The following is a 13,005-nucleotide window of genomic DNA, read 5'->3' as shown; positions in this document are numbered from 1 at the left end:
TATATGATTAATCGGTTATTCAAAAGTACATTTTTATTCCCTCTTATTTTAATTCTTTCCTGCGGAAACATGGAAGCGGAAAAAAAAGATCCTGAAAAAAACCCTTCAGTTGAAGTACAAGTAAACGATAAAACTTCAGAAGAAATTGTGGTTGGTGCTAATCGAACTGAAATTTATTTACCGCTTCTTCAGAATAAAAAAGTAGGATTGGTAGGTAATCAATCTTCTTTAATTCAGAATAAAAATAACGCTTCTATACATTTAGTAGATTCGCTATTAGCTTTAAATGTCAATCTAATTAAAGTTTTTGCGCCAGAACACGGATTTAGAGGAAAAGCAGATGCGGGAGAAAAAGTAGAAGATGGCAAAGATCCTAAAACCGGCCTTCCGGTAATTTCGCTCTACGGAAGCAATAAAAAACCCAAAGCAGAACAACTGCAAAATATCGATATTTTAATTTTCGATTTACAAGATGTTGGCGCAAGATTTTATACGTACATCTCTTCGCTACATTATGTAATGGAAGCTTGTGCTGAAAATAACATTCAGCTTTTGGTATTAGATCGCCCAAATCCTAATGGTCATTATGTCGATGGTCCTATCTTAGAAAAAGAGTATCAAAGCTTTGTGGGTATGCATCCCATTCCAACCGTACACGGACTTACAATGGCAGAATATGCAAAAATGATTAATGGTGAAGGATGGTTGAAAAATGGAATTTTATGTGATCTTGAGGTGGTAACCATGCTAAATTATGATCATCAAAAAAAATATAGTTTACCTGTAAAACCTTCTCCCAATTTACCGAACGAAAAATCTATAAACTTATATCCCAGTCTTTGTTTTTTTGAAGGCACTAATGTAAATGCAGGTCGTGGTACCAATAAACAGTTTCAGGTTTTTGGATCTCCTTACTTGAATGCTCAAAAGTTCGATTACTCTTATACGCCAAAATCGATGGATGGTGCTAAAAACCCAAAGCATTTAAATGTAAAATGCTACGGAAAAGATCTTAGCCATACAGAATACCTAAATGAAATCAATTTGGAATGGTTAATAGAAGCTTACCAAAACACTGATGATAAATCGAAATTTTTCAATAACTTTTTTACCAAACTCGCCGGCACGAAAAAGCTTCAGCAACAAATCGAAAAAGGATTAACTGCAGAAGTTATTAAAAAATCCTGGCAGCCGGGACTTGAAAAATTTAAAAGCAAAAGAGATAAATATTTGTTGTATGCCAATTAGGCTTTTAAACCTTTATTCTCCTTTTCATTTCTTCAACAATATTGTAAGCAGCCGGACAAATTGCGGTATTCTTTATGGTAAGATTCGATATTTTATGGAAATCTTTACGATCGGTGTGTGGATATTCTCTGCAGGCCTTTGGTCGCACTTCGTAGATTAAACAATAATTATCGTGCCCTAAGAATGCACAGGGAACTTCTTGCAAAACATAGTCTTTATCCTCGTCGATCCTAAGGTATTGATCGATAAATTGCTGTGGTTTCAATTTTAAAAACTTGCTAATCCTTTCAATATCCTTATTGGTAAAAAGAGGACCAGTAGTTTTGCAGCAATTAGCGCAGTCTAAACAGTTGGTTCGGGAGAATTCTTCATCATGCATTTGCTGCATTTTGACGTCTAAATCTTTTGGTGGTCGTTTCTTTAACTTAGAAAAAAACTTTTTATTTTCCTTCTGCTTATCTTTGGCCTTTCCTGGCAGCTCTTTTAATATTTCGTGCATGCCGCAAAGATAATAAGATTATGAAGCAAAAAGATATCTTCGGGATGGCTATGAAAGCTTTCTATTTCGATAAAGATGAAACCCCTATTACTGTGCATTCGCCAGATTTTGATGACGATGAAATTGCTATCGAGTATCTTTTCAGAAATTATGCTGAAATGCCTAAAACCGAACAAAAAGCATTAAAACTCGCTTATGGTAAAGTTTTAGATGTTGGCTGTGGTGCTGGTAGCCATACGCTTTATCTACAGAAAAAAGAAATTGACGTAAAAGCAATTGACACTTCTGAAGGTGCAATTGCTATAGCAAAAGAACGCGGTGTAAAAAATGCAAATGTCCAGGATTTTTATGCTGAAAATGGATGCTACGACACTTTGTTATTTTTAATGAATGGTACAGGAATCATCGGTAACCTCATCAACACCGACAATTTTTTGAATATCTGCAAAGAAGTTTTAAAGCCTGGTGGACAAATTTTGATCGATTCCTCAGATCTTAGCTTTTTAGAAGACGATGAAGAACCAAACAATGATTTTGATCGTAATTATATTGGTGAAATTGACTTTAAAATAAGTTATAAAGAAGAACAATCGGAATATTTCCCTTGGCTTTATCTAGATTTTGATATGTTGAAATTAGCCGCTGAAAAGAACAATTTTAATTGTGAATTAATTTTAGAAGGCGATCACTTTGATTATTTAGCCAAACTAACACTGAAAAAATGATTAAATTTGAAATCTGAATTCAACAACAAATGAAGAATTTTTATACCTATTTTTATGCAATCTGCCTTTGTGTAATACTTTCATCTTGTTCTAGCGATAGTAATAGCGACGCTGTAGATGATTTACCGGTAATCGACAAAACATTAAATCAACGTGGCTTGGGAGAATCTGCTCATGATCTTTTGAGTGATGATAAGTATACTTCAATGAATATTGAGGTACTTTATGTAAACGGTTTCCAGCCAACTACTGCTGCTATGGAAAATTTTAAATCATTCTTAGAAGAAAGAACATTTAAACCAAATGGCATTACTATTTCTTACCAAGAGGTGGAATCTTCTGGCTTATCGCCTTTCGAAATAGAAGAAGTTTATGATATTGAAAAGGAAGAACGAAGCTTTTATAGTGTTGGAGATGAAATTAGCGTATATATTTATTTTGCTGATGGAAGTAATGAAGGTGACACCGATAAGCGATTTATTTTAGGTTCTGCTTACCGTAATACCTCTATGGTGATTTATGGAGAAACTATCAACAAGTTTGCAGCAAGAGTTAACGCCCCTAGTAAGAGTGTGATAGAAACCGCTGTGTTAAATCACGAATTTGGGCACTTATTTGGGCTCGTAAATGTGGGCACCGAATTACAAAGTGATCATGAAGATGAAGAAAATAATGGTCACTGTACTGAAGAAAACTGTTTAATGCGTGCCTCTCTTGAATTTGGAAGCGGAATTATAGATCAGGTTCGTGGTACACCTCCAGAAATGGGTCCAAAATGTATTGCCGATTTACGCGCTAATGGCGGAAAATAAATTTTGAACAAATCATAAAAAAAAGCCTTTTTAGAAGTTCTAAAAAGGCTTTTTTATGTTCTCTAAATATAATTTACTAATTGCTTTTTGTGGTTTTTAAATTAGTTAAAGCAAATATTGAAATAATCATTAATGAAAATGACAATCCATATATTGCACCATTCCAGAAATCATATTCACCAATAAAGTATTCAAAGCTTCCGCCCAAGGCCAGTAATATTAGACCAACAATCAATAACCAAATAGCTTTATTTTTACTCGGATTAGAAAGTAAACTCATGTATTCTAATTTACATTTAATCTATATTATTCAATTACACCTGAGTTTATTAGATAGATTCCTGCAAGTACTCCAATTACGACTCCACAATAAAGACCGTACTTAAATTGTTTTGTTCGAAAAGCAAATTTTAGTTTATTCATCTTAAAAAATTTTAATTGGCAACTTCACTAATAAACTTAATTCGGTATAAACGAATTTCTTCATCGTCATAATCACCATCAAATTCTTCAAGTGCTTCTTCAATTTTATCGGTTTCAGCCTCTAGAAAATATTCGTGAAGTTCCTCTTGCTGATCTTCATCTAAAACATCTTCCAGATAGTAGTCGATATTCAGCTTTGTACCACTATAAACAATAGCTTCCATTTCCTTTATAAATTCTGGCATAGCCATACCTTTTGCTGAAGCTATATCGTCTAATGGCAATTTTCGATCTACACTTTGTATAATAAACAATTTTAAAGCACTATTTGCCCCAGTAGATTTAACAACCAAATCGTCTGGTCGTATTACTTCGTTATCTTCTACATATCTGGCTATAAGATTTACAAAATCTTTACCATATTTCTTTGCTTTCCCTTCACCTACTCCAAAAATATTTCCTAACTCTTTTAGGTCAACAGGGTATTTCAACGCCATGTCGTCTATAGAAGGATCCTGAAAAACTACAAAAGGAGGCACGCCATTTTTCTTAGCAACCTTTTTTCGCAGCTCTTTAAGCATGCTTACTAATTTATCATCGACTCCTGTTGAGACTTTGGAAGAAACGGCAGCATTATCTGAAGACTCATTAAAAATATGATCGTGAGTCATCATAAAAGGTATAGGATTTTTCAGAAACTCTTCCCCTTTCTCGGTTAATTTAATTACGCCGTATGTTTCTATATCCTTACGTAAATATCCTGCAACAAGTGCTTGTCTTGTAAGAGCCATCCAAAAACTCTCACTTTTATCTTTCCCTTTTCCAAAAAGCGGATTTTGATCGGTTTTATGGGATAAAATCAAAGCATTACTTTTTCCTACAAGCGTCTTTACAACTTCTTTCGATTTATATAACTGCTTTGTTTCTTTGATTACTTGAATTAGTAATCCTAATTCTTCTTTAGCTTCATGCTGTTTTTTAGGATTACGAACGTTATCGTCCATAGAAGCCCCCTCTCCTGTTTTGTCATCGAATTCTTCTCCAAAATAATGAAGAATAAATTTTCTTCGCGACATTGAAGTTTCAGCATAAGCAACTACTTCCTGAAGTAACGCATGGCCTACCTCTTGCTCTGCAACAGGTTTACCACTCATAAACTTCTCTAATTTTTCTATGTCCTTATAGGCGTAGAAAGCGAGACAATGTCCTTCACCACCGTCACGACCGGCTCTTCCGGTTTCCTGGTAGTAGCTTTCGATACTTTTTGGAATATCATGATGAATAACAAAACGCACATCGGGCTTATCGATACCCATTCCAAAAGCAATGGTAGCCACAACGACATCTACATCTTCCATCAAGAACATATCTTGATGTTTAGATCGTGTTTTTGCGTCTAGACCAGCGTGATATGGTATCGCATTAATTCCGTTTACCTGTAGGGTTTGGGCCAGCTCTTCTACTTTTTTACGGCTAAGGCAATAAATGATTCCGCTCTTACCATTATTCTGTTTCACAAAACGAATGATATCGGCATCAATATTCTTAGTTTTAGGCCGTACTTCGTAGTAAAGATTAGGTCTATTAAAACTGGCTTTAAATGTTTTTGCCTTTTGGATACCCAAATTTTTAAGAATATCTTCCTGTACTTTTGGAGTAGCCGTGGCGGTAAGTGCGATAATTGGAATATTTTCGCCTATACGCTGTATTATACTTTTCAGATTTCGATACTCTGGCCTAAAGTCGTGCCCCCATTCGCTAATGCAATGCGCTTCATCAATTGCGAGAAAAGAAATTTTCTGCTGTTTTAGAAAATCGACATAATCATCTTTTGTTAAAGATTCTGGAGCGACATATAAGAGTTTGGTCACACCATTCACAATATCTTCCTTAACCTGCTTTACTTCAGTCTTATTTAGCGACGAATTAAGCACATGGGCAACGCCATATTCCGAAGAAATTCCTCGAATGGCATCCACCTGGTTTTTCATTAAGGCGATAAGGGGCGATACAACAATTGCAGTTCCTTCTTCTATTAATGCAGGTAGTTGGTAGCATAGGGACTTACCTCCTCCTGTTGGCATAATTACAAAAGTATCGTTTTTGTTTACGATACTTGCTACAACATCCTCCTGAAGACCTTTAAATTGGCTAAAACCAAAATATTTCTTCAGTTCTTTATGTAAATCAATTTCAGTCAAACTCATTAAATTGTGTTACAATTTTACATACATTTGCACATCTAAATATACATATTTCTTTAGTATCTGCAATCCATAATTATTTCAAAATTTGAAACTTCAGCAAAAAATTCTAAATACCGCAAAGGAAACTGTAAAAATTGAAGCTAAAGCCATTGCAAATTTAGAACATCTTATTGATAATGAATTTGTAGAGGCGGTAAAAAAAATTTACAATGCTAAAGGCAGAGTAATTGTAACCGGAGTTGGAAAAAGTGCTGCTATTGCAAATAAAATTGTTGCTACACTAAATTCAACCGGAACTCCGGCGATTTTTATGCATGCGGCAGATGCAATTCACGGAGATTTAGGTATCATCCAAAAAGACGATATTGTACTTTGTATTAGCAAAAGTGGAAACAGCCCTGAAATAAAGGTATTGGTACCTTTTATTAAAGATTTTCATAATACGCTTATCGCAATGACAGCAGATAAAGATTCGTTTTTAGGAAAATCGGCCGATTTTATTCTTAATTCTTATGTAGAAAAAGAAGCTTGTCCCAACAACCTAGCTCCTACAACCAGTACCACTGCACAATTAGTAATTGGTGATGCTCTAGCGATCTGTCTTTTAAAACTACGCGGTTTTTCTAGTGAAGATTTTGCAAAATACCATCCCGGTGGCAGTCTTGGAAAAAAATTATATTTGCGAGTTAAAGATATTGCAGCCCAAAATATGAAACCCAGTGTTTCTCCCGGGACTACAGTAACCGATGCTATTATAGTTATTTCTGAAAATATGCTTGGTGTAACGGCTGTTTTGGAAAATAATGAAATTGTAGGCATTATAACCGATGGAGACATTCGTAGAATGCTAAAAAATAATGATGAATTTAAGAATCTTACCGCTGCAGATATAATGAGCAAATCGCCAAAAAGCATTGATGAAGATGCACTGGCTGTGGAAGCTCTTGATGCATTACAGGCGAACAAAATATCGCAGTTGTTAGCTACAAAAAATGGAAAATATATTGGCGTGGTGCATATTCATAATTTAATAAGAGAAGGAATTTTATGATGAAAAAAATAAGCCAGCCTCAACAAGAGGAACCAGAAATGTCTTTTTTAGATCATCTTGAAGAATTAAGATGGCATTTAATACGATCTGTTCTTGCAGTAGTAATTGCAGCAACAGTAGCCTTTCTTTTAAAAGGTTTTATCTTTGATGTACTTCTATTTGGCCCAAGTAAAGGAGATTTCTGGTCGTATAGTATGTTATGCAAAGTATCTGAAGCACTTGGCATTGATGGCGGATTTTGCTTTCAAGAGCTACCGTTTACCATACAAAGTAGAACGATGGGTGGGCAATTCTCTGCCCATGTTTGGACATCTATAACGGCAGGTTTTATAATCGCATTCCCATTTATTATATATGAATTCTGGAAATTTGTTGCCCCGGCAATGCACGAGAATGAAAGAAAACATGCTAAAGGTTTTATATTCGTCACCTCTCTTTTATTTTTTATGGGAGTGCTTTTTGGCTACTATGTAGTAACACCGCTTTCTATCAACTTCCTAGGAAAATATCAGGTAAGTGAGATAGTCTTGAATGAATTCGATTTAAGCAGTTATATAAGTTTAGTAAGATCTTCCGTAATCGCAACCGGCTTAGTATTCGAACTTCCTATCCTTATTTACTTTTTGACTAAAGTTGGGGTAGTTACGCCGCAATTCCTAAGAAAATATAGAAAATATGCATTAGTAATTGTACTTATTATTTCAGCAGTAATAACACCTCCTGATATTGTAAGTCAGATTATCGTTGCAGTACCGGTATTAATACTTTACGAGGTAAGTATTGTAATATCGAAGATTATTTATAAAAGAGAAATTAAAGAAAAAAATTAAGCTATGATTAATCAGGTTCACGAATTTAATTCGTATCGCCAAAAAATGAACGATAAAATTCTTGGAGAGAATAATAAAGTTCTAAAACGTATTTTTAATTTAGATACGAATGCTTTTTCTGAAGGTGCTTTAGACAAAAGAACTAAAGAGCTTTTAGGTTTAGTTGCTTCGCTTGTATTAAGATGCGACGATTGTGTAAAGTATCACTTAGAGAGCAGTTTTAAAGAAGGTCTAAAGCGTGAAGAAGTAATGGAAACGCTAAGTATAGGAACTCTAATTGGCGGAACCATCGTGATCCCACACCTTCGCCGTGCGTTTGAATACTGGGATTCTTTAGAAGAAGCAAATGCCGAAAAATAAATCGGTATAATTTATGTTTATAACTGAACTAAACCTAAGAAATGAAATTAAAAGCCGATAATCTTATAAAACAATATAAAGGTAGAAAAGTAGTTAAGGGAATTTCTCTTGAAGTGAATCAAGGCGAAATTGTTGGTTTACTGGGTCCTAATGGCGCAGGAAAAACAACTTCTTTCTATATGATTGTTGGCTTAATTAAACCTAATAGTGGTAGTATCGTTCTGGATGCTGAAAACATCACCAATTTCCCGATGTACAAAAGGGCGCAGCATGGTATAGGTTATTTAGCACAAGAAGCATCAGTTTTTAGAAAGCTAAGTATAGAAGACAATATTATGAGTGTTTTACAGCTCACAAAGCTCTCTAAGAAGGAGCGGGAAATGAAAATGGAATCCTTAATTGATGAATTTAGCTTAAACCATATTCGTACTAATCGAGGCGATTTATTAAGTGGTGGAGAGCGCCGGCGTACCGAAATCGCACGAGCACTTGCGACTGATCCAAAATTCATTCTTTTAGACGAACCTTTTGCCGGGGTAGATCCTGTAGCGGTTGAGGACATCCAACGTATTGTGGCGCAGTTGAAAAACAAAAACATCGGAATTTTAATTACCGATCACAACGTCCAGGAAACCTTAGCGATTACTGACCGCACTTATCTTATGTTTGAAGGAAGTATCCTGAAACATGGTATTCCTGAAGAACTTGCCGAAGACGAAATGGTTCGTAAAGTCTATTTAGGACAGAACTTTGAGCTTAGAAAGAAGAAATTGTTTGACTAAAAAATCTATTTTCAGCTTTTGTTTCTGGAAAAAATAGATAAAAGCACATAGCTCAAAATGATCATTGGCACTGCCAGAAACTGAAACAACACGATTAAAACTACACAGAGAATTAAGAAAATATACCTGATCTCATTTCCCTTAAATCCATAGTTTTTAAATTTTAGAGCGAACAATGGCAATTCCGCGTTCAAAATAATGAAACTAATGATGGTTAAAGCAAAAAGAAACCATTCGTTTAGAATTATTTCTGTAGCAAAACTATTTGGCTGATAGGTCAAAATGAGTGGTAGCGACAAGATCAATAACGCATTTGCAGGAGTTGGTAAACCAATAAAAGAATCTGTCTGGCGGTCATCTACATTAAATTTAGCGAGTCTGTAACCCGATCCCAATATAATAAGAAGCCCAAATAAAGCTAAAGGGTTAAAAGTAAATTCTAACCAATTCGTTTCCGAAGTCCACTGCGGAACTCCATTTTCACCCGGCAATGCCATTGTAAGCAGCTGAAACATCACAATACCGGGCACCACCCCACTAGTTACAACATCTGCAAGAGAATCCAGTTGTAATCCCACGTCACTTTTAACATTCAATGCTCTAGCCGCAAGACCATCAAAAAAATCGAAAAATATTCCTAAAGCTACGAAAAATGCTGCTGCAACTAAGTTCCCCTGAACGGCAAAAATTACAGCAATACTTCCACTGAATAAATTACAAAGCGTTATAAGATTCGGAATATGTTTCTTCATTGATTAGTTCGATTAGCAATCAACTAAAATAGGTATTTACAATTCAATGTCTAATAAAATTTCCTTAAAACCTTTTTTCTAACTAAGTTTAGTATTTTTGTCTACAAAAATCAAAGGCAATTCCCTTAAAGCTGATAACAGTAAAAAGACAAATTTCAGTTTAATTTTTTTAATTATGAAAAATATTCTATTTGCAATTTTAAGCGGACTTTTGCTTGCTTTTGGCTGGCCTACTAACGGTTTTCCGTTGCTCCTTTTTTTAGGATTTACGCCTTTACTTTTAGCAGAATTCAATATTCGAAATTCTGAAGCGAAGTTTAAGAAATTGAAGATTTTTGGAGTCGCTTATATTAGCTTTTTCATTTGGAATATTATTACTACCTATTGGATCTATTTTTCTACTCCTTTTGGTGGTGCTTTCGCTATTCTGGCGAATTCTTTACTTATGTCTATCGTATTTTTAATATACCATATAATTGCAAAAAGAACAGGTTTTAGAGCTTCTGCCAGTTTTTTTATAAGCCTTTGGATCGTATTCGAAAAAATACATCTTGGCTGGGATTTTTCATGGCCTTGGCTAAATTTGGGTAATGGCTTTTCTGAATATACTAACTGGATACAATGGTACGAATTTACAGGAACCTTTGGGGGAACATTATGGGTCCTACTTGTGAATTTTATATTTTTTAAAGCCATACTTGCTTTCAATGAATTTAAGGAAAAAACGATTTTATATCGCGCCGGTATTAAATCTATCTTAACTATTGGACTACCAATTATCTTATCTTATATTTTGTTGTGGAATTATGAGATGCCACGGGAAAAAATAAATGCCCTAATACTTCAACCCAACATAAATCCTTATACCGAAAAGTATAACACGAACGATACAAAAATTGGCGAGTTATTGCTAAATATGACTTCGGAAAACATCACAGATTCGACCGAAATTGTTTTGGCCCCTGAAACCGTTTTTGCCGACGGAACAATTTTATCAAGATTCAACAAATCTGAAGCTGCATTTTTTGGAAGACAAATTTCACAACTTCAGCCAAATTTAAGTTTTTTAGGAGGAGTTTCATTTTACGAGCGTTTCTCCGATCCTAATTTAGTAAATCCTCAGTCTAATCGGTTAGGAGAGAATGATTGGTTTAATGATTACAATTCGGCTTTTCTAATTAAAAATAATACTGAAAACCAGATTTATCACAAATCGAAATTAGTTGTTGGGGTAGAAAACTTTCCGTACCAGGATATTCTAAAACCAATTTTAGGCGATGTCATGATCGATTTGGGTGGAACAGTCGCAATGAAAACTACCCAAAAAGATAGAGCTGTATTCAATATAAAAGATAGTATTTCAACCGCTCCAATTATTTGTTACGAATCTATTTATGGCGAATATGTTACCGGTTATGTAAAAAACGGAGCCAATTTTTTGAGTATAATCACCAATGATGCCTGGTGGAAAAATACAGCAGGACATAGACAACATGCCAGTTACGCTAAACTTAGAGCAATCGAAAACAGAAGATCGGTAGCAAGAAGTGCAAATACTGGAATTTCAGAAATCATAAATCCAATTGGAGAGGTTCAACAAAAATTAGAATACGAAAAACGCGGAACTATATCTGGTAACATTATTCTTAATAATAAAGTTACTTTTTATTCCAAATATGGCGATTATATCGCTCGAGTTTCGAAGTTTTTAGCGCTCTTTATTTTTCTTTTTGCCATGGTAGGAATTAAGCGCAGCAAGTATTTTTAGTAAAAAACTGTAAGATTTTAAAAATTAACGTCTGATTCATCAAAACTGGATTTATAAAAATTACGTTTTCTATATTTCAGCAGTAAAATACTTTTAATACTGTCTAATCTATATTCTAATTTCTTCTCAATTCAAGAAGCGTAGTGATCTATGTACCGACTACTGCCCGCGCATAGAAATTACGGTACTTAAGGTTTTTAGAATGATATTAAGGTCTAAGAAAATGCTTCGATGTTTTATATAAAATAGATCATACTGAAGTTTTTCTAAAGCACCGGCTTCTTCTCCGCTATAATCTCCTTTTACCTGCGCCCAACCCGTTAAACCAGGTTTGATTACATGCCGAATGTTATAAAAAGGAATACTTTTAGAAAGCTCCTGTACAAATATAGGACGTTCTGGTCTTGGACCTATCAAACTCATTTCCCCCTTTAGTAAATTCAAAAATTGTGGAATTTCATCGATTCTGGCTTTTCGCATAAATTTACCAAAGGGCGTGGTTCGAAGATCATTCTTTTCAGCATATCTTGGTCCCTGCTCTTCTGCATTCTTAACCATCGTTCTAAATTTAATAATCTTAAATGGCTTACTATTTTGGCCAATTCTTTCTTGTGTATATAGCAAAGGGCCGCGATTAGCTAAAGCGTTTCCTATTAATAAAAATGGAACGATTGCAATGCCTATTACTATTCCGATTAATGAAAATAGAATATCAAATAGACGTAAGCTAAAAAGGTAAAATTTGTTTTGATTACTTCGGCTAAAAGGAAAATACCTATAGAAATCGTGATCTACATTTTGCACAGGAATTCTTGCAGTAATATCTTCGTAAACCTGCATATAATCACGAATTGGGAAGCCTTCATTCAGAAGAAAACTGAGTTCATTATACAGCGGAAGCATTAATCCACTATAGCCACTAGATACCACAATTTCTTTTATATGATATTTTTTAACCGCTTTTCGTAAATCATTAACCTCAAATTGTAACAAATTTTCATCTTCAACTTCAACCTGCCCATCGGTATTTACAAATCCTACAACCTCGTAATTTGGATCTGCTTTTTTAAAGGCTTCTGCAATCATTTTAATATCAAAACTATCCCCAACTACAATTACTCTTTTATTAAATCTTGGTGAGGCAATCAAAGAAATATAAGCCCAACGCCACAATAAAATTGTGCATAAAATTGTGAGGAAAAAATATAGAATTTGAATTCTGTTATCGGGTAGACTCGGACTTAACAGCGGTGTTAAAATAAAAAAAAGAACTGTTAAGGAGGTTGTTAGCAATGCATTTTTGAGCACTACATCAAACTGGCTTGCTTTCTGAAGGTCGTAGAGTTCAAAAATATGAGCAAACAGTTTTAAATAGGCGACAAGCAAAACTGTCCAATACCAAAACTCTTTACTAATCCTGAAGTAACTAAAATTGGTGAAAATTTGCAGTAATGTAAGCGTTAAAAGAACAAACAGCACGTCGAATATTCGTAGAAGAACCTTCCTTTCTGAAATTTCGAAATGTAGTAGGGGTTTGTCTGCCATTTC

13 protein-coding genes are annotated in these 13,005 nt (G+C 34.6%); 8 read left to right on the top strand and 5 right to left on the bottom strand.

Going from position 1 to position 13,005, the window contains the following annotated elements:
• Window positions 1-3: 3 nt before the first annotated feature.
• The gene (locus PBT89_RS04470; RefSeq protein WP_270064246.1) at window positions 4-1,248 is read left to right on the top strand and encodes an exo-beta-N-acetylmuramidase NamZ family protein; all 1,245 of its coding nucleotides are present in this window, start codon (window positions 4-6) and stop codon (window positions 1,246-1,248) included.
• Between the two features lie 4 nt (window positions 1,249-1,252).
• Here PBT89_RS04470 and PBT89_RS04465 read toward each other — a convergent pair whose 3' ends face one another.
• The gene (locus PBT89_RS04465) at window positions 1,253-1,747 is read right to left on the bottom strand and encodes a YkgJ family cysteine cluster protein (protein WP_270058912.1); all 495 of its coding nucleotides are present in this window, start codon (window positions 1,745-1,747) and stop codon (window positions 1,253-1,255) included.
• 20 nt (window positions 1,748-1,767) lie between these two features.
• Here PBT89_RS04465 and PBT89_RS04460 point away from each other — a divergent pair, with 20 nt between their 5' ends.
• Window positions 1,768-2,472, top strand: a complete 705-nt coding sequence (locus PBT89_RS04460) for a class I SAM-dependent methyltransferase (RefSeq protein WP_270063582.1) — start codon at window positions 1,768-1,770, stop codon at window positions 2,470-2,472.
• Between the two features lie 29 nt (window positions 2,473-2,501).
• The gene (locus tag PBT89_RS04455; protein ID WP_270063581.1) at window positions 2,502-3,284 is read left to right on the top strand and encodes a hypothetical protein; all 783 of its coding nucleotides are present in this window, start codon (window positions 2,502-2,504) and stop codon (window positions 3,282-3,284) included.
• 76 nt (window positions 3,285-3,360) lie between these two features.
• Here PBT89_RS04455 and PBT89_RS04450 read toward each other — a convergent pair whose 3' ends face one another.
• A complete protein-coding gene (locus PBT89_RS04450) occupies window positions 3,361-3,564 on the bottom strand; it encodes a hypothetical protein (RefSeq protein ID WP_270063580.1) in 204 nt (67 codons plus the stop codon).
• A 154-nt stretch (window positions 3,565-3,718) separates the two neighbouring features.
• On the bottom strand, window positions 3,719-5,914 hold the full coding sequence (gene recQ / locus PBT89_RS04445) for a DNA helicase RecQ (protein ID WP_270063579.1): 2,196 nt from the start codon (window positions 5,912-5,914) through the stop codon (window positions 3,719-3,721).
• Between the two features lie 85 nt (window positions 5,915-5,999).
• Between recQ and PBT89_RS04440 the strand changes: the two genes are divergently transcribed.
• Genes PBT89_RS04440 through lptB form a run of 4 tightly spaced genes read left to right on the top strand, consistent with a single transcriptional unit; the run spans window position 6,000 to window position 8,937 of the window.
• A complete protein-coding gene (locus PBT89_RS04440) occupies window positions 6,000-6,965 on the top strand; it encodes a KpsF/GutQ family sugar-phosphate isomerase (protein WP_270063578.1) in 966 nt (321 codons plus the stop codon).
• Window positions 6,965-7,795, top strand: a complete 831-nt coding sequence (gene tatC / locus PBT89_RS04435; protein ID WP_270064245.1) for a twin-arginine translocase subunit TatC — start codon at window positions 6,965-6,967, stop codon at window positions 7,793-7,795. The genes PBT89_RS04440 and tatC overlap by 1 nt, the downstream gene beginning before the upstream one ends.
• Window positions 7,796-7,798: 3 nt before the next feature.
• Window positions 7,799-8,155 (top strand): carboxymuconolactone decarboxylase family protein, encoded by a 357-nt coding sequence (locus PBT89_RS04430; protein ID WP_270063577.1) that lies wholly within the window; start codon window positions 7,799-7,801, stop codon window positions 8,153-8,155.
• A 41-nt stretch (window positions 8,156-8,196) separates the two neighbouring features.
• Window positions 8,197-8,937 carry an LPS export ABC transporter ATP-binding protein gene (gene lptB / locus PBT89_RS04425; RefSeq protein WP_270058919.1) on the top strand — a complete coding sequence of 247 codons (741 nt, stop codon included), beginning with the start codon at window positions 8,197-8,199 and terminating at the stop codon, window positions 8,935-8,937.
• An 11-nt stretch (window positions 8,938-8,948) separates the two neighbouring features.
• Here the strand turns inward: lptB and PBT89_RS04420 are convergent, their stop codons facing one another.
• A complete protein-coding gene (locus tag PBT89_RS04420; RefSeq protein WP_270063576.1) occupies window positions 8,949-9,689 on the bottom strand; it encodes a CDP-alcohol phosphatidyltransferase family protein in 741 nt (246 codons plus the stop codon).
• Between the two features lie 175 nt (window positions 9,690-9,864).
• On the opposite strand from PBT89_RS04420, the gene lnt reads away from it, so the two are divergent.
• Entirely contained in the window at window positions 9,865-11,457 is a 1,593-nt protein-coding gene (lnt, locus tag PBT89_RS04415; protein WP_270063575.1) for an apolipoprotein N-acyltransferase, read from the top strand.
• A 159-nt stretch (window positions 11,458-11,616) separates the two neighbouring features.
• Here lnt and PBT89_RS04410 read toward each other — a convergent pair whose 3' ends face one another.
• The gene (locus PBT89_RS04410) at window positions 11,617-13,002 is read right to left on the bottom strand and encodes an exopolysaccharide biosynthesis polyprenyl glycosylphosphotransferase (RefSeq protein WP_270063574.1); all 1,386 of its coding nucleotides are present in this window, start codon (window positions 13,000-13,002) and stop codon (window positions 11,617-11,619) included.
• Window positions 13,003-13,005: the final 3 nt, after the last annotated feature.

Source organism: Zunongwangia sp. HRR-M8 (genome assembly GCF_027594405.1).
Lineage (GTDB): Bacteria > Bacteroidota > Bacteroidia > Flavobacteriales > Flavobacteriaceae > Zunongwangia.
The sequence above is the reverse complement of the archived record's forward strand: the minus strand, read 5'-3'. Positions and strand labels throughout refer to the sequence as shown.

Excerpts from the sequence above, each read along its gene's own strand:
- PBT89_RS04470 (WP_270064246.1), top strand. The coding sequence starts at position 4 with ATGATTAATCGGTTATTCAAAAGTACATTTTTATTCCCTCTTATTTTA.
- PBT89_RS04465 (WP_270058912.1), bottom strand. The coding sequence starts at position 1,747 with ATGCACGAAATATTAAAAGAGCTGCCAGGAAAGGCCAAAGATAAGCAG.
- PBT89_RS04460 (WP_270063582.1), top strand. The coding sequence starts at position 1,768 with ATGAAGCAAAAAGATATCTTCGGGATGGCTATGAAAGCTTTCTATTTC.
- PBT89_RS04455 (WP_270063581.1), top strand. The coding sequence starts at position 2,502 with ATGAAGAATTTTTATACCTATTTTTATGCAATCTGCCTTTGTGTAATA.
- PBT89_RS04450 (WP_270063580.1), bottom strand. The coding sequence starts at position 3,564 with ATGAGTTTACTTTCTAATCCGAGTAAAAATAAAGCTATTTGGTTATTG.
- recQ (WP_270063579.1), bottom strand. The coding sequence starts at position 5,914 with ATGAGTTTGACTGAAATTGATTTACATAAAGAACTGAAGAAATATTTT.
- tatC (WP_270064245.1), top strand. The coding sequence starts at position 6,965 with ATGAAAAAAATAAGCCAGCCTCAACAAGAGGAACCAGAAATGTCTTTT.
- PBT89_RS04430 (WP_270063577.1), top strand. The coding sequence starts at position 7,799 with ATGATTAATCAGGTTCACGAATTTAATTCGTATCGCCAAAAAATGAAC.
- lptB (WP_270058919.1), top strand. The coding sequence starts at position 8,197 with ATGAAATTAAAAGCCGATAATCTTATAAAACAATATAAAGGTAGAAAA.
- PBT89_RS04420 (WP_270063576.1), bottom strand. The coding sequence starts at position 9,689 with ATGAAGAAACATATTCCGAATCTTATAACGCTTTGTAATTTATTCAGT.
- lnt (WP_270063575.1), top strand. The coding sequence starts at position 9,865 with ATGAAAAATATTCTATTTGCAATTTTAAGCGGACTTTTGCTTGCTTTT.
- PBT89_RS04410 (WP_270063574.1), bottom strand. The coding sequence starts at position 13,002 with ATGGCAGACAAACCCCTACTACATTTCGAAATTTCAGAAAGGAAGGTT.